The sequence below is a fragment of the Desulfobaculum senezii genome (assembly GCF_054657395.1).
Window position 1 is genome coordinate 694,573 of record NZ_BAAHYU010000003.1, and the last position, 15,797, is coordinate 710,369.

The 15,797-nt window shown below is 62.6% G+C and carries 13 protein-coding genes; 9 read left to right on the forward strand and 4 right to left on the reverse strand.

What is annotated here, in order from left to right; genetic code table 11:
* Positions 1-2: 2 nt before the first annotated feature.
* Positions 3-1,295, reverse strand: a complete 1,293-nt coding sequence (locus tag ACYQ2T_RS12175) for a (Fe-S)-binding protein (protein WP_459900881.1) — start codon at positions 1,293-1,295, stop codon at positions 3-5.
* Positions 1,288-2,166 carry a DeoR/GlpR family DNA-binding transcription regulator gene (locus tag ACYQ2T_RS12180; protein WP_459900883.1) on the reverse strand — a complete coding sequence of 293 codons (879 nt, stop codon included), beginning with the start codon at positions 2,164-2,166 and terminating at the stop codon, positions 1,288-1,290. Before ACYQ2T_RS12180 ends, ACYQ2T_RS12175 begins: the two co-directional genes overlap by 8 nt.
* A 219-nt stretch (positions 2,167-2,385) precedes the next feature.
* On the opposite strand from ACYQ2T_RS12180, the gene glpA reads away from it, so the two are divergent.
* The 9 genes from glpA to glpK all read left to right on the forward strand — a co-directional run bounded on the left by glpA (position 2,386) and on the right by glpK (position 13,100).
* Positions 2,386-3,987 carry an anaerobic glycerol-3-phosphate dehydrogenase subunit A gene (glpA, locus tag ACYQ2T_RS12185; RefSeq protein ID WP_459900884.1) on the forward strand — a complete coding sequence of 534 codons (1,602 nt, stop codon included), beginning with the start codon at positions 2,386-2,388 and terminating at the stop codon, positions 3,985-3,987.
* Positions 3,977-5,254 carry a glycerol-3-phosphate dehydrogenase subunit GlpB gene (glpB, locus tag ACYQ2T_RS12190; RefSeq protein WP_459900886.1) on the forward strand — a complete coding sequence of 426 codons (1,278 nt, stop codon included), beginning with the start codon at positions 3,977-3,979 and terminating at the stop codon, positions 5,252-5,254. The genes glpA and glpB overlap by 11 nt, the downstream gene beginning before the upstream one ends.
* 55 nt (positions 5,255-5,309) lie before the next feature.
* Entirely contained in the window at positions 5,310-6,413 is a 1,104-nt protein-coding gene (locus ACYQ2T_RS12195) for an ABC transporter ATP-binding protein (RefSeq protein ID WP_459900887.1), read from the forward strand.
* A gap of 15 nt (positions 6,414-6,428) precedes the next feature.
* Positions 6,429-7,535: an ABC transporter ATP-binding protein gene (locus tag ACYQ2T_RS12200; protein ID WP_404843532.1), complete on the forward strand. Its 1,107-nt coding sequence runs from the start codon at positions 6,429-6,431 to the stop codon at positions 7,533-7,535.
* A 93-nt stretch (positions 7,536-7,628) separates the two neighbouring features.
* Complete coding sequence (locus ACYQ2T_RS12205) at positions 7,629-8,486, forward strand: carbohydrate ABC transporter permease (RefSeq protein ID WP_459900889.1); 858 nt, start codon at positions 7,629-7,631, stop codon at positions 8,484-8,486.
* Entirely contained in the window at positions 8,483-9,286 is an 804-nt protein-coding gene (locus ACYQ2T_RS12210) for a carbohydrate ABC transporter permease (RefSeq protein ID WP_459900891.1), read from the forward strand. Before ACYQ2T_RS12205 ends, ACYQ2T_RS12210 begins: the two co-directional genes overlap by 4 nt.
* A gap of 3 nt (positions 9,287-9,289) precedes the next feature.
* On the forward strand, positions 9,290-9,589 hold the full coding sequence (locus ACYQ2T_RS12215; protein WP_459900893.1) for a DUF2160 domain-containing protein: 300 nt from the start codon (positions 9,290-9,292) through the stop codon (positions 9,587-9,589).
* Between the two features lie 154 nt (positions 9,590-9,743).
* Positions 9,744-11,453 carry an ABC transporter substrate-binding protein gene (locus ACYQ2T_RS12220; protein ID WP_404843529.1) on the forward strand — a complete coding sequence of 570 codons (1,710 nt, stop codon included), beginning with the start codon at positions 9,744-9,746 and terminating at the stop codon, positions 11,451-11,453.
* Between the two features lie 135 nt (positions 11,454-11,588).
* Positions 11,589-13,100 carry a glycerol kinase GlpK gene (gene glpK / locus ACYQ2T_RS12225; RefSeq protein ID WP_459900894.1) on the forward strand — a complete coding sequence of 504 codons (1,512 nt, stop codon included), beginning with the start codon at positions 11,589-11,591 and terminating at the stop codon, positions 13,098-13,100.
* Positions 13,101-13,613: 513 nt separating this feature from the next.
* Here glpK and ACYQ2T_RS12230 read toward each other — a convergent pair.
* Both ACYQ2T_RS12230 and ACYQ2T_RS12235 read right to left on the reverse strand, forming a co-directional pair.
* The gene (locus ACYQ2T_RS12230) at positions 13,614-14,825 is read right to left on the reverse strand and encodes a type IV pilus twitching motility protein PilT (RefSeq protein WP_459900895.1); all 1,212 of its coding nucleotides are present in this window, start codon (positions 14,823-14,825) and stop codon (positions 13,614-13,616) included.
* Between the two features lie 24 nt (positions 14,826-14,849).
* Positions 14,850-15,773 carry a hypothetical protein gene (locus tag ACYQ2T_RS12235; protein ID WP_459900897.1) on the reverse strand — a complete coding sequence of 308 codons (924 nt, stop codon included), beginning with the start codon at positions 15,771-15,773 and terminating at the stop codon, positions 14,850-14,852.
* Positions 15,774-15,797: the final 24 nt, after the last annotated feature.

The window sequence follows — 15,797 nt, forward strand, 5'->3', positions numbered from 1 at the left end:
CGCTACAGACACTGCGATTGCAGTTCCTGCCCCAGATACGTGCGCTCGGCTTCGCCAAGGATGCCAAGGGACAGGCAGATAAGCGTCCACAGGTGCACGGTGTGCCACGCACCATTGTACACGGAGCGCAAATCGTGGATTTGCGAGTGGCAGTTGTGGCAGGGGGTGATGACATAGTCCGCCCCGGTGGCCAAAATCTGCTGCGCTTTGAATTTGCCGTAGGCGCGGCGCTCTGCGGCGTAGCCCGATTGGAGCGCGCCGCCGCCCCCGCCGCAGCAGTAGTTGCTGGAGCGGTTGGGGTGCATTTCAATGAAGTTTTCCTCGCCAACCACGGCCTTGGTGACAAAGCGCAGATCCTCGGCCACGGGATCGCCAAGGGTCTTGCGCACCAGCTGGCACGGGTCCTGTATGGTAAAGGTCAGGCCGAGGTCGCGGTTCCAGTCCGCGTTGACGGGCAGCTTGCCCTCGCGAATCCAGCGCGCGTACCACGGGATGATGCTCTCCAGTCGAAACGATGGCGTAATGCCAAATTTTTCCAGTCCGGCCCGGACTGCGTAAAATTCGTGGCCTCATTCAGTGTTGAGCCAGACTGAACAGCCCAGCGCTTCAACCGCCTCCACCTTTTTTCGGACGATGCGCTCCCAACTGGCGTCGTCCGCTGCAAACATGCAGTAGTTTTCCGCGGCCCAGCCAACAGAGCCGTAGGTCCAGTCCGCCCCCACCACGTTCAGAATCTTCCACAGCGGCACCATTTCGTCAGGCTCGGTGACTGGTTCGCGGGAGTTTTGGTTCAGGAAGAACATGGCGCCGTGCTTGTCTATGGGCGCGTCCAGTGCGGCTTGGCCGTCCTGCGTGTCGCGCACTTCCTCCAAAACGTCCTCGACAACGAAGGCGAAGTCCTCGGAGCTGGCGCCCATGGCGCTGGCCCCGGGGGTGCGCAGGGCTTGGTCGCAGGAGCCGATAATCCCGCGCGGGCGCTCCTCGCGCGGCCATGCGGCGCGGGCGGCATAGACCAGCGCGGGGATGTCGATTTGCATGGGGCATACGTGCACGCAGCGGCGGCACATGGTGCACATCCACACCCACGGCGTGCGCGCCAGTTCGTCGTCCATGCCCAAGGTGGCCATGCGCACGAACTTGCGCGGGTCCAGCCCTGCCAGCCCCGTGGCCGGGCAGGCCGAGGAGCACATGCCGCAGGTCAGGCAGGTGTCAAAGCTGCCCCCGGTGGGGAACAGCTGGCGCGAGAGGGCGCGAAAGGCGGGAATGTCCCGCGCCCTCGTGGCAGTATCAGTCATTGTGCCCTCGCTTGTCGGGGCCGGGGGCGTCCTCGTCGCCAGCGGCGGCAACGTGCAGGCAGACTCCGGCCTGTGAGAGAATTTCCCGGAAGCGTCCGGGGGGCGCGCCGTCGGTAAACAGCGCGTCCACGTCGGAAATATGGCCAAGGCGCATCATTGCGCCGCGTCCGAACTTGCTCTTGTCCGCCGCCAGAAATGCGCGGCGGCAGGTGCGCATAATGCACCGCGTAATGCGGATTTCGCGCTCGTCAAAGTCCAGCAGGGTGCCGTCGGTGTCGATGCCGCTGAGGGTGACCACGCCATAGTCCGGGCGAAACTGCTTGAAGAATTCCACGGCGCTTTCGCCGATGATGCCGTTGTCGCGCTGGCGCAGCCGTCCGCCCGCGACCAGAATGTCCACGTCGCGCGCGCCGCGCATCAGGGCGGCAACGTTGAGGTTGTTGGTGATAATGCGCAGGCCGGTGTGCCCGGCCAGCGCCTCGGCGATGAATTCCGACGTGGTGCCGATGTCCAGCACCACCGAGGCATGGTCCGGGATGCGGCTGGCTACAAGGCGCGCAATGCGCCGCTTTTGCGGGGCGCATAGCTCGCGCCGGACGCCATAAGCGGCATTGTGCGAACCGGAGGCCGGACCCGCGCCGCCGTGGTAGCGGCGGATAAGCCCCTGCGCGGCAAGGGCGCGGACGTCGCGCCGGATGGTCTGTGTGGAGCAGGAAAAATGCTCGGCCAGCGCGTCCAGCGGCATAAAACCACGGCTGAGGAGGCCTCGGAGGATGCCTTTTTGTCTGGCGGACAGCGCGAGGGTGGCCGCATCGGTAAAATTGCCCGTGGCTGTAGCGCTGTTGTGTGTTGCCTCTGAGGTGTGTGGCATATGTACCGCTGTGTTTGAGTGGTTAATCAATATGTATTCGGAATGCAGTATGCCACATGTGGCGGTTCTTTGTCACTGCTGGTCGAAATGTGACATTGCTTTGCCGAGTGTGGTGTTCTTTTTGCGGTGCTGTGTTGACAAATTGTGCGTATGGGGTACATTTGCTTGGCAATTTCTTGTACTTTAGAAAGATGTCGGCAAATAGCCAACGGGGCGCGCATGCAGACACAGGTGCTGATTATAGGCGGAGGAGCGACGGGCACCGGCCTCGCAAGGGATTTGGCCCTGCGTGGTGTTCGGAGCATCGTTGTGGAAAAACGCGATGTGAACGCCGGCGCCTCGGGCGGTAACCATGGCCTGCTGCATAGCGGTGCGCGCTACGTGCACAGCGATCCGCATTCCGCTGCGGAGTGCCGGGAAGAAGCCGAAATTATCAAACGTATTGCCCCCCAATGTGTCGAGGACACAGGGGGGCTTTTTGTTGCCGTGGCGGGGGATGATGAAGACTACATCGCCCGGTTCCCCGGCCTGTGCGAGGCCAGCGGCGTGCTTTGCACGCCCATGGCAGTGCAGGACGCCTTAGAGCGGGAGCCGGAACTCTCGCCCAAGACCATCGCCGCCTACGCCGTGCGCGATGCCTCCATCGACCCCTTCCGCCTGTCCCTAGAAAATTTGTACCACGCCCGGGATATGGGCGCGGGGTATATGCGCCGTACCGTTGTGGAGAAGTTCGAGATAGACGGCGGGCGCATTGTGCGGGTGCACCTGCGCCACACGCGGTCCGGGCGGGAAACCATTGTGGAGCCGGAGTATGTGGTCAGCGCGTCTGGCGCGTGGGCCGCGTGGGTGGCGGCCAAGGCGGGCATCACCATCCCCATGCGCTACTCCAAGGGCACGCTTCTCGTCACCCACGAGCGCATGACCGACCACGTCATCAACCGCCTGCGTCCCCCCGGCAACGGCGATATCGTGGTGCCGGGAGGTACGGTGTCCGTCCTTGGGACCACGTCGGAGCGCGTTCACAACCTTGACACCATCCGTCCCACCATCCCCGAAGTTGACGAAAATATCATCGAAGGCGCGCCCATGGTGCCGCGCCTTGCCACAGCGCGCTATGTGCGGGCCTACGCCGGAGTGCGCCCCCTCATCGACCTTGGCGGCAGCGGCGATGACCGCACCGTGAGCCGCGGCTTTGAGCTTTTTGACCATGCCGAGGACGGGGTGGAGAACTTTTTCACCGTGACCGGCGGCAAGCTGACCACCTATCGCCTGATGGCCGAGAAGACCGCCGACCTTGTGTGCCAGCGCCTTGGGGTGGACGCCCCGTGCCGCACCCACGAGGAAGCGCTCCCCCCGGCGGACCGGTGCCGCTGGACCGAACCGGGCCTGACCCCGCGCGAATGGGCGCGCCGCCATAGCCCGGACGACGCCCTGCTGTGCGAGTGCGAAATGGTGCCCCGCAGCACTGTGGACGACATTATGTCCGGCTGCCGGGAATATGCCTCGCGCCCGGCGCTGCGGGCCATTGGCCTGCGCAGCCGCGTGGGCAAAGGCGCCTGTCAGGGCGCGTTCTGTGGCATCCGCGTTGGAGCGCACCTGTACGACGCCGGGGAGTTTGATTCCCCCGAGGGGTTGGTGCGTATGCGCGAATTTTTCTCGGAGCGTTTCAAGGGCCAGCGGCCCGTCCTGTGGGGCGTGCAGCTTGCGCAGGCGGAGTTGGCCGAGGCCCTGCACTGTGGCCTGATGGGGTTGGATATGGTGCAGACCGGGGAGCCTGACGGCACTGACGACAGCGGGGGAGGTGACGGCCATGACCACTGAGCATGTGCGCGCGGACCTTGCGATAATCGGGTGTGGCCTTGCCGGCGTGGCGGCGGCGGTGAGCGCCTCGCGCCGTGGTATGGACGCCGTGCTTCTTGGTAGCACTGGCGGCATCGTTTTTACCAGCGGCTATCTGGATGTTTTTGGCCTCTTGCCCGGAACGCAGGATGTTTTTGGCGACCCGTGGCAGGGGCTGCGGGGCATGGTTGCGGCCAATCCCGAGCACCCTTACGCGCGCATGGCGCCATCGGACGTTCGCGCGGCCATGGAACAGTTTGTGGCATTTCTTGGCGATGCCGGGCTGGACTACGTCCACGGCGGCGACCGCAATTTGTCAGCCCTGTCCCCGGCCGGCACCTTCAAGCCCACGTGGGCCATGCCCGCCACCATGGCCAAGGGGCCGGACATTCTCGCCTCGGATGCGGCCTGCGCCATTGTGGGCATTGAGGGGCTGAAGGGCTTTTCCGCGAAGCAGGTGGCCGCCAATTGTTGCGGCCCGGAGCGCGCCCTTCGCGCCGCTCAGGTGTCTTTTCCGGGGCTGGAGGGCTACGACGAAGTCTTTGCTGAGCACGTCGCCCGCGCGCTGGAGGTCCCCGCCAACCGTGAGGCCTTTGCCGAGGTGCTGCGCCCCCACTGCGAGGGCGTGCAGGCGCTCGGTCTGCCCGCCATATTGGGCATCCATGCACCGGGAGAGGTGCTGGCGGCCATGGAGGCGCTCCTTGGTGTGACGGTGTTTGAAATTCCGTCCATGCCGCCGTCTCTTGCGGGCATCCGCCTGCGCGAGGCCTTTGAGGAATCCATGCCCCGGTTGGGCGTGCGTCTGTTGGCGCGCAAGGATGCGCTGTCCGTGACGCAGGTGCCGGATGGGCTGGAGATTTTGGCCGGTGCGCGCACGCCGGAGGTGCGGGTGACGGCCACGGGCGCGGTGCTGGCGACGGGGCGTTTTCTTGGCGGCGGCCTGCGGGCGCTGCGCACTGGTGTGGAGGAAACGGTGCTGGGCGTGCCCGTCACGCAGCCGCCCACGCGGTCGGACTGGCACCGTTTGGAATATTTTGATCCCGGCGGCCATGACATCAACGCCGTGGGCGTGGAGGTGGACGGAGACATGCGCGTCATCGGCGCGGATGGCCGTCCTTATCACCCGCGGATGTATGCTGCCGGGTCCATCCTTGCGCATCAGGATTGGGTCCGGACGCGAAGTGGTGCTGGGTTGGCCGTGGCAACTGCCGATAGGGCGGTGGCCAGTTTCGCAGAACAGGTTGGATAAGCCGGTGCGGCGCGGCCGCACGATGCGCACGCCGGTAAGCAAGGAGAGTGTCGCTTTGGGCATACGAGTCGAGAACGTCACCATGACTTACGACGGTGTCGATGTCCTGAAGGACGTATCTGTCGATATCGAGGATGGTTCGTTCCTCACGTTGCTCGGTGGGTTGGGGGCTGGCAAGACGACGCTATTGCGCATCATGGCTGGCATCGACAAACCCACGCGGGGCCGTGTGTATTTCAACGGCAAGGACGTGACGCGTGAACCTGTGCAAAAGCTGCCGGTGGCTATGGTCTACCAGCAGTTTATCAACTACCCGTCCATGACGGTGTACGACAACATCGCCTCGCCTCTGTTGGCGGGGCGCGGGCCGAAACCCGGCAAGGACGAGCTGGACCGCAAGGTCCGCCAGTACGCCGAGCTTCTCGGCCTGACCGCCGTGCTCAGTCACCATCCGGAAGAAGTCAGCGGCGGCCAGCGCCAGCGCACGGCCATCGCCCGCGCCCTTATCAAGGAGGCGACCTTCACCTTCTTGGATGAGCCGCTGGCGAACCTGGACTACAAACTGCGCGAGGAACTTCGTGGCGAGCTGAAAAACATCCTCTCCGACAAGGGCGGCGTCGTGGTCTACGCCACGCCGGAGCCTGTGGACGCCCTGTCCATGGCGACCCACGTCGGCTACATGCAGGATGGGGAAATTCTCCAGTACGGCGACCTTGAAAGCGTGTACCGCTATCCCGGGCTTGCCGATGTGGGGCGCTATTTCAGCTATCCCACCATGAACATTCTGCCCGGCCAGTGCGTGAAGGAGGAGGGGCGGACCTTTATCCACCTTGCCGACGAGCTTGCCGTGGAGGTCAGCCACTTTAGCGACAAGCTCACGCGCGGGGAGTACCTCGTGGGCATCCGCGCCTACAACCTCTACACCAAAAAGGTGCGCGACGACCTTGTGCATCTGGAGGCGGAGGTCGCCCTGTCCGAAACACTGGGGTCGGATACGGAACTGCACTGCACGTTCCACGACAAGCCCATGGTTGTTCTGGAGCAGGAGGTGGCGCGTTATCACCTTGGCGAGCAGGTGGATTTGTATCTCGATCCGAACCGGCTGTTCCTGTTTGATACCGACACCAGAGAGCTGGTGGTGAAGACGTTCGTCGAATAGGCGAGGGGGGTGCAGATGGCTACGGTTGAACTTGTTAATGTCTCCCATTCCTACAATCCGCCCGGAACGCCCGACAGCGAGCGCACATGGGCGGTGAAGGACTTGTCCATCGTCTGGGAGGACGGCAGCGCCAACGCGCTTCTTGGCCCTTCCGGCTGCGGCAAGACCACACTCCTGAATATCATCTCGGGCCTGTTGCCGACGCCAACGCGCGGCAAGGTGCTCATCGACGGGCGCGACGTCACGGGTATGAAGCCCCGCGAACGGGGCATCGCGCAGGTGTTCCAGTTCCCGGTGGTTTACGACTCCATGAACGTCTACGACAACCTTGCTTTTCCCCTGCGCAACGAAGGCCGCCCCAAGGCCGAGGTGGACGCCAAGGTGCACGAGGTGGCGGGCATACTGGGGCTGGAAAAGATGCTCCGCACCCACGCCACGCGCCTCAATCCCGCCGACAAGCAGAAAATCTCCCTTGGCCGCGGCATTGTGCGCGAGAGTACGGCGGCGGTCCTGTTGGATGAACCGCTCACCGTCATTGACCCCAAGCTCAAATGGGGCCTCAGGCGCCAGCTGCGCGAAGTGCAGCGCGCCCTTGGCAAGACCATGATTTACGTCACCCACGATCAGCACGAGGCCCTGACCTTTGCCGACGACGTCACTGTGGTCCGGGGCGGCGTGCTGGTGCAGAAGGGCAGCCCCAAGGACCTGCACGACGATCCGTCCTCGCCGTTTATCGGCTACTTCATCGGCTCGCCGGGTATGAATGTGTTGTCATGCACGCTGGATGATTCCGGCCTCAATTGCGGCCCGTTCAGCATCCCCGTGGACGCCCCCATTCGCGAACATGCGGCGTCCGCTGTCGGCGAATTGGAACTGGGCATCCGCCCGGAGTTCGTCCAGCCGCGCCATGCGCCGGATGATGAGAGCGTCGCCTTTACCGTCTCCGTCATTGAAGACACGGGGGCCTACCGCATCCTGACGCTGCGTCAGGGCGACATGCGCATCAAGGCCCGCGCGGCCAATGACTTTGCGGTGCAGGAGGGTGACGAGATTGGCGTGCACTTCCCGCAGAGCGGCATCAAACTCTTTGCCGGCGGCAAGCGCCTTGCCGCGCCGGACTGACGGCCCGGGCGGGCGCAAGCGCGCCGTGCCCCGGATTGACGGCGCTGTCAGAGGTTCACGCTCCGAGTCCTTCGTCCCCCTAGAGAGGCGTTTATGAAAAACAGAGCCTGGCTCTTCCTCATACCGGCACTGGTCCTTATGTCCATCAGTGCGTTCATCCCGCTGATGACGGTCATCAACTATTCCCTGCACTACATCTTTTCCGGCTCCGCGCCGACGTTTGTCGGCTTTGAAAACTATGTCGAGGTGCTGAACGACCACGCCTTTTGGGGCGCGTTTCTGCGGCAGATGGGTTTTAGCCTGATGGTGCTGCTGGTGGAGATTCCCCTTGGCATCCTCATCGCCATGGCTGTACCGCGCAAGGGCATCGGCCTTGCCGTGAGCCTTGTGCTCCTCGGCATTCCGCTACTCATCCCCTACAACGTGGTGGGCATTATCTGGCGGCTGTTTACGCAGGCGTCCATCGGCGTGGTGCCCAGCCTGTTCGGCCTGTTTGGCGCATCCTACAACGTGGCGCTGGACCCCGTGGACGCGCCGGTGACCATCTTCGTCCTGGATGTGTGGCACTGGACGCCGCTGGTGGCGCTGTTGGCCTTCGCGGGATTGCAGGCTATCCCCGATGCCTACTATCAGGCCGCCGAGATTGACGGCGCGTCCGGCTGGAGCACCTTCCGCTACGTGACCCTGCCCAAGCTCAAGCCCGTGCTCATCCTAGCCGTGCTGCTTCGGTTTATGGACTCGTTTAAAATCTACGCGGAGCCGCTGCTGCTGACAGGCGGCGGGCCGGGCAGTTCCACAACGTTCTTCAGCCTGCACGTGGCGCGCAAGGCGCAATCGTATGAGCTGGGCTACGCCGGGGCCGTGTCCATCATTTATCTGTTCATCGTCATTCTGTTCAGCTTCCTCTTCTTCCAGGCCATGACCAATACCGGCAAAGGAGAGCAGTCATGAAAATGAAAAAGCGCACCATTTTGCTCGTCCTCTACTTCATTGTGCTGTTCATCCCTATTTATTGGATGATTATCACCTCGCTCAAGACCGACAATGAGATTTTGAAGGAACTCACCTTCTATCCCCACGAGCTGACCTTCAAGAACTACGTGGAGATATTCACCAATCCCTTCTGGCGGGCCAGCTTCCAGAACTCCCTGACCTATGTTGGCCTCAACGTCATCATCACGCTGTTGGCGGCGGTACCCGGCGCGTACGCCTTCTCGCGCTGGACCTTCCGCGGCAGCCATCATTTGTTCTTCTGGCTGCTGACCAACCGCATGGCGCCTGCCGCCGTCTTCATGGTGCCCTTTACGGAGCTGTATTACATCCTGCATCTGTACGACACCTGCTGGGCCGTGGCCCTTGCGCACTGCCTGTTCAACATTCCCCTCGCCATCTGGATTCTGGAAGGCTTCATGTCCGGCATCCCGCGCGAGATTGACGAAACCGCCTTTGTGGACGGCTACACCTTCCCGCAGTTCTTCCGGAAAATCTTCTTCCCGCTCATTGGTCCCGGCATTGGTGTGACGGCGTTCTTTAGCTTCACCTTCTCGTGGGTGGAACTCATCCTTGCCAAGGCGCTCACCGTGACCAACGCCAAGCCTGCGGTGGTGCAGCTAACTGTTGGCATTGGCGCAGAGGGCGTGAAGTGGGGCCTGTTGGCCGCTGCGGGCTTCTTGACCATCATCCCCGGCGCCATCGTGGTCTACTTTGTCCGTAACTACATGGCCAAGGGCTTCGCCCTCGGGAGGGTCTAGCGCATGTGGAATTGGATAGTTGATCAGACGGCATGGATGTACTGGACGGTGCCAAGCGGCATTGCCATCGGCACGCTGTTTCTGGCCATTGGCGGCATGGCGGCGTGGGACGCCGCGAGCCCCAGCATTCCGCGCCGGGGCTTTTACCCCATGAAGACGCGGCGGGGTGACAGATTCTTCATTGGCATCATGTCCGCCATTCTCATCTTCCTTATCTGGCTCGGTGTGGTGGGCGACACGATGTTGCTCGTCCCCACGGCCATTGCCCTCGGTTGGGGGCTTGTGCAGGGGCGCTGGGGCTGACGCCCGGCCGCCTTCAAAGAGTTCAAGCGGCCTGTGCGCCGCGGTGAAGTGATGTACCAGCACGGATTTCTGCAAGGAGGTTCTGTCGACACGATTGGCAGCGGATTTGGTGGAGAGCAAATACTCAATCACGACTTCAAAAGGAGACTGGGACATGCTGAAACGGTCTATAAGTCTGTTTGCCGCACTCTCGTTGTGCCTGACCTTGGTCGTTCCGGCGGCGGCCGCGTCCAAGGACGCCGTCATTGAAAAATGGATCGAGGTCTTCCAACCCTGCGCCGTGGACAAGGAGCAGCAAAAGAAGGAACTGGAATGGTTCGTCGAGGCCTCCAAGCCTCTGCGCGGGATGGAAATCAAATCCGTGGCCGAAGGCATCGCCACCCACAAGTGGGAATCCGAAGTGCTGGCCAAGGCCTTCTATGAACTCACGGGCATCAAGGTCACTCACGACATCATCGGCGAAGGCGAGGTCGTGGACCGCGTCCAGCGTCAGATTCAGACCAACCGCCCCATCTATCACATCTACGTCAACGACGCGGACCTCATCGGGACGCATCTGCGCGCTGACAGCGCCCTGAACTTCACCGAGTACATGAACGGCGAAGGCAAAGGCGTCACCGACCCCTATCTGGACATGGCCGACCTCCTGAACCCCGAATTCGGGCAGGACTACGACGGCAACCAGCTCCAGATTCCGGACCAGCAGTTCGCCAACCTCTACTGGTTCCGCTACGACTGGTTCACCAACCCCGAATTCATGAAGGAATTCAAGGCCAAGTACGGCTATGAACTCGGCGTGCCCGTGAACTGGCAGGCCTATGAGGACATCGCGGAATTCTTCACCGGCAAGACCATCAACGGCCAGAAGGTGTACGGCCACATGGACTACGGCAAGAAGTCCCCGTCCCTCGGCTGGCGCTTCACCGACGCGTGGCTGTCCATCGCCGGTACCGGCGACAAGGGCCTGCCCAACGGCTACCCCGTGGACGAATGGGGCATCCGCTGCGAAAACAAGATCCCCGTTGGCGCTTCCGTTGAGCGTGGCGGCGCTGCCAACAGCCCCGCCGCTGTGTACGCCACCACCAAGTACGTGGAATGGCTCAAGAAGTACGCCCCGCCCTACGCCGCGTCCATGACATGGTCCGAGGCCGGTCCCACCCCCGCGCGCGGCAACGTGGCCCAGCGCGTGTTCCAGTACATCACCTGGCTGGCCGACCCCGCGTTTAACGATCCCTCCAGCCCCGTCACCGACGACAACGGCAAGCCCCTGTGGCGTGTGGCTCCCACACCCCACGGCAAGTACTGGGATGAAGGCATGAAGGTTGGCTATCAGGACGCTGGTTCCTGGACCATCCTCAAGAACTCCGTTAAAGGCGACGAGCGTAAAGCCGCATGGTTGTGGGCGCAGTTCTGCATCTCCAAGACCGTGAGCCTGAAGAAGTTCGTGGTTGGCCGCACCCCGGTGCGCAAGTCCACCGTCTTCTCCGACTATCTGGCTAAGGAAGAGGAAAAGGGCACCTACGGCGGCATCGTGACGTTCTACAAGTCTCCCGTGGAGAACATGTGGACCGACTCCGGCCCCAACGTGCCGCATTACCCCGTTCTGGCCGAGCAGTGGTGGAAGCACGTGGCCCTCGCCGTTACCGGTGAGTCTACGCCGCAGGAAGCCATGGACCAGCTTGCGTATAAGATGGACGAACTCATGGGTAAGCTGCGTCTGCCCAAGTATTCGCCCAAGCTGAACCCCAAGAAGGACCGCGAGTACTGGCTGAGCCAGCCCGGTTCGCCCAAGCCCGAGCGCCCCGACGAAAAGGGCGAGACCATGCCCTACGACGAAATGCTCAAGGCCTGGCGTTCCCAGTAGTACACAACTCCAGACGGCGGGCCGGTTATCCGGCCCGCCCCTTTCCATCGGGAGCCGTCCGTCCCCGCGTGCCGCGCGCCTGTGGCGACCGACGCCCTCCGATGGGCCGGTAAACGACAACCGAGGAGAGAACGCATGGCACAATATATCGGTGCGGTTGACCAAGGCACCACCAGTACCCGATTCATCATCTTCGACAAGAGTGGCCGCATCGTCGGCATGGACCAGAAAGAGCACACCCAGATTTACCCCCAGCCCGGGTGGGTTGAGCACGACCCTATGGAAATCTGGCAGAACACGCAGGAAGTCATCCGCGGCGCGCTGGTGAAGTCCGGCATCAAAGGCTCCGAGCTCGCCGCCATAGGCATCACCAACCAGCGCGAGACCACCGTCGTGTGGGACCGGAACACCGGCCAGCCCTATTACAACGCCATCGTCTGGCAGTGCACAAGGACCCACAGCATCTGCAAGGACCTCATGGCCGATGGCGGGCAGGACCGCTTCCGCGAGGTCACAGGTCTGCCCATCGCCACCTACTTTTCCGGCCCCAAGATCAAATGGATTCTGGATGAGGTTCCCGAGGCCCGCGCCGCCGCAGAGCGGGGCGACGCCTGCTTTGGCACCATGGAGACGTGGGTCATCTGGTGGCTTACCGGCGGTCCGCAGGGCGGGGCGCACGTCACCGACGTCACCAACGCCAGCCGGACCATGATGATGGACCTGCGCACCCTCACGTGGGACGACGATATTCTCAAGGTGCTTGGCGTGCCGCGTCAGGCGCTGCCGCGTATTGTTCCTTCCTCCGACGAAGGCACATGGGGCACCACTGACGAGCACGGCCCGCTTTCCGCACGCGTTCCCGTCTGCGGCGCCCTCGGCGACCAGCAAGCCGCCCTCGTGGGGCAAGCCTGTTTCGAGCCGGGGCAGGCCAAGAACACCTACGGCACCGGCTGCTTCCTCCTTCTGCATACCGGGCACGAACCTGTCGTCTCGCGCCACGGGCTCATCACCACCCTTGCCTATCAGTTCAGCGGGCGCGAGCCGTCCTATTGTTTGGAAGGCTCCATCGCCATCGCCGGGGCCCTTGTGCAGTGGCTGCGCGACAACCTTGAGATGTTCAAGGATGCCGCAGAGGTCGAAGAACTCGCCGCCAAGGTCGAGGACACCGGCGGCGTCTACGTCGTTCCTGCCTTTTCCGGCCTTTTCGCGCCGTACTGGCGGCCCGACGCGCGCGGCGTTATCGCGGGCCTTACCCGCTACGCCAACAAGCACCACATCGCCCGCGCTGTGCTTGAAGCCACAGCCTATCAGACCCGCGACATTGTCGAGGCCATGAACAAGGACTCCGGCGTGCCCCTCACGGCCCTCAAGGTGGACGGCGGCATGGTGCGCAACAATTTGCTTATGCAGTTCCAGTCCGACATTCTCAGCGTGCCCGTCATTCGCCCCCGCGTCACCGAGACCACCTGCCTCGGCGCCGCCTACGCCGCAGGCATCGCCTCCGGCTTCTGGGTCGACCGCAGCGAACTCATCGCCAACTGGGAAGAAGACTACAAGTGGACGCCCAAAATGGACGACGACCGCCGCAAGGAAGGCTACGCAGGCTGGAAAAAGGCCGTGGAGCGGACCTACAACTGGGTGGAATAGGCCCTAAACACGCGCGCAGGCGGGGCACGCTGGCGGTCACCGCCGCGGCCCGCGTATGGCACTCTATCTCGCGACTAAAGCGGCCCGGCTGGGAACAGCCGGGCCGCTTTTTGTGGGCGAGGGGGGGGGGGACGAAGGACTTTTTGTGCTCCGCAGGCCAAAGGGCCGTGGGCCCTTTGGAATCCCATTTGCGCACAGACCGGGTACGTGTGGAAGGGGCGGTCGTCACCCCTGACGGCTCCCGTCCGTGTTGATGGGGAGACTTTTTTGGGGGGCGGCGCTGAGTGATGGACGGTGAGGATCCCTGTTTGGGGTGTGTAAGAAAAAAGAGAAAGAACAAGAGAACCCACCCACCCCTATTTTCGGGGCGGCTTCCGCCCCGAAAATCCTGGGGATTCTCAAGGGTATCATACCCTTGAGCCGCCGGAGGCTCTCTTTATTTCTTTGCCCTTCGTCCTTTCAGGCCGAACGAGCGAAAAGCTCAAGCCGCCGGAGGCTCTCTTCCCTCTTCCGCTACCTGTCGGTAATCCGCTGAATGATTTCGTCGAGGGGGGCGGAGTCGTCGATGGTGTATTGGTGCTGGCTGTCGTAGTTTGCGGCATCTTGCGGGGCGACGGCGACGCCGATGGGGGCGGCGGGCACGCGTCCGGCGTTGTAGTCGATGAGCGGGGAGCGGTGTTCCTCTTCGGTGTCGTTTGCTTTAGAGGGCCGCAGGCTGACGGTTGGCGGGGTGAAGTTGGGCTGGCGGCGGAGGTAGTCTTCCTCGTAGCGCCTAAAGGAGAACATGCCCGCGTTTTTGCTGGTCTCCATGATGTTTTCAATCTGCGAAAATTTATTTTCACGGATGGTGTTTCGCAGGGCGTCGTTGCTTCTCATGACGGAGAGGTGCGGCACGCGGTAGCCGATGTTTGGCTGCATGACGAGGTGCTGCACAATGATGCCTGCAAGGCACGAGGACAGTTGGAGCCGGACGAACTCCTGCGCTTCGAGGGGGAAGGAGTTGCAGATGCGGTAGATGGCTTCTTCCGGCGTACTGGAATGGAGCGTGGTGATGACCAGATGCCCGGACTCGGCGGCATTGAGGGCGAGGCGCATTGTCTCGGACTCGCGCATTTCGCCGACGACGATGACGTCCGGTGCTTGGCGCAGGACGTCGATGAGGCCTTGCTCGTAGCTCTGAAAGTGCAGCCCCAACTCGCGCTGTTCGATGAAGGACTGCCCGGAGCGGAAGCGGTATTCCACGGGGTCCTCAAGGGTGACGACGTGGGCGGAGCGGGTACGGTTAATCTCGCCCAGCATAGCCGCGATGCTGGTGGTCTTGCCGCTGCCTGTTGCGCCGCAGAAGAGGAGCAGGCCAGAGGAGAAGGTGCAGAAGTCCTTGATGGACGGGTGCAGATTCAGATTCTCAATGGTCGGGATGGTCCCGGGCAGAAAGCGGATGGCCAGAGACAGCCCGCGCGTTGTGGAAAAGATGTTGATGCGCAGGCGCGCGCCGCATTCGGTGATGGCGAAGTCCACGGACCAGCGGCTGCGGAGAATTTCCTTTTGCCGCGCGTTGAGGAGGGCGGTGGCGAGGCTGTCCACTTCGGCGGGGGAGAACAGGGCGTTTCGCTGCGGGAAGACCTGCCCGTGGCGGCGAAAAACCACGGGATGTCCGCCCGTAATGTGCATATCTGTAATGCCTTCCTTGAGGCATGCGGCGACGAGTTTTTTGAATTTGTTCATGATGGTGCTCACTTGAAAGGACGGTTAATTTTCGGGCGGTGTGTAGTCGATAAGTGCCCGAAGCGTCGAGGGAAAAGCCTTTTCCGAGGCAATGTCGATGGCTGTTTTGCCGCTCGCGTTGGTCGTACTGAGGTCAAGCGCGCCAAAGAGCAATGGCGTGATGTCCTTGACGGGGTCAGTCTCGGCGGCGCCAAGGATGGCGAGGAGAATATCGTCGCGTGAATTGGTGATGGTGGTGTCCGGCAGGGTGACGGCAAAAATGTCAGCCCCTTCAATATGGCGCGCAACCATAAGGCACGTGGCCCCGTCATTGGCGAGGTGTACTTGAACGGGCATGGCGTAGGGCGGTTCGGCAACGCCGTAGCGCGTCAGCGCGCCGATTGTGGCGGCAAAGCGCGAATGGTCCACATAGTAGGACATCTGCGCGCGGACCATTTCCTTGAGGGCATCCTTGGTGAAGCGGTCGAACTCGGGGGCGATGTCGCCGTCAAGGACGGCGGTCTCGATGAATGGGGCGAGAATGCGCTCCCAGTCCTCGGGCGTTGGGGCATGCTGGTCTGCTGCCGCGCCAATGCGGATGAGCTTATAGGCCGAGCGCTCGGCATCAACTGGGCGGAACTCCAGCACGTAGGGCCGCGCCGCCTTGTCGCCGTCCTGGAGTTTCCCCGCGATTCGCGGACCGTTGGGGTCGGCCTCGCCGAAGGATGTCGTGGCGGTAAAGTGCTCATGGCTGTAGGCGACGACAGTTTCGAGCGTGAGGCGCTTCTGCACGATGTCCGGGTCAACAAATGCGGCGAGGGATACGCGCCGCAGAATGTCTTCGGGGACGACGACGCGGGCGTCCTCCAGGGAGGAGCCAGTGCACCCGCCAAGGGCGAGGAGCAGGCAGGAGAAAAGAAAACAGAGCACCGTCCGAAGACGGTGCTTGATATATGTTACGTGAGCCATAGTGTGCTGCTGAATCCCTAAGGG

Coding starts and splice junctions, on each gene's coding strand:
- ACYQ2T_RS12180 (WP_459900883.1), bottom strand. CDS start 2,166: ATGCCACACACCTCAGAGGCAACACACAACAGCGCTACAGCCACGGGC.
- glpA (WP_459900884.1), top strand. CDS start 2,386: ATGCAGACACAGGTGCTGATTATAGGCGGAGGAGCGACGGGCACCGGC.
- glpB (WP_459900886.1), top strand. CDS start 3,977: ATGACCACTGAGCATGTGCGCGCGGACCTTGCGATAATCGGGTGTGGC.
- ACYQ2T_RS12200 (WP_404843532.1), top strand. CDS start 6,429: ATGGCTACGGTTGAACTTGTTAATGTCTCCCATTCCTACAATCCGCCC.
- ACYQ2T_RS12205 (WP_459900889.1), top strand. CDS start 7,629: ATGAAAAACAGAGCCTGGCTCTTCCTCATACCGGCACTGGTCCTTATG.
- ACYQ2T_RS12210 (WP_459900891.1), top strand. CDS start 8,483: ATGAAAATGAAAAAGCGCACCATTTTGCTCGTCCTCTACTTCATTGTG.
- ACYQ2T_RS12215 (WP_459900893.1), top strand. CDS start 9,290: ATGTGGAATTGGATAGTTGATCAGACGGCATGGATGTACTGGACGGTG.
- ACYQ2T_RS12220 (WP_404843529.1), top strand. CDS start 9,744: ATGCTGAAACGGTCTATAAGTCTGTTTGCCGCACTCTCGTTGTGCCTG.
- glpK (WP_459900894.1), top strand. CDS start 11,589: ATGGCACAATATATCGGTGCGGTTGACCAAGGCACCACCAGTACCCGA.
- ACYQ2T_RS12230 (WP_459900895.1), bottom strand. CDS start 14,825: ATGAACAAATTCAAAAAACTCGTCGCCGCATGCCTCAAGGAAGGCATT.
- ACYQ2T_RS12235 (WP_459900897.1), bottom strand. CDS start 15,773: ATGGCTCACGTAACATATATCAAGCACCGTCTTCGGACGGTGCTCTGT.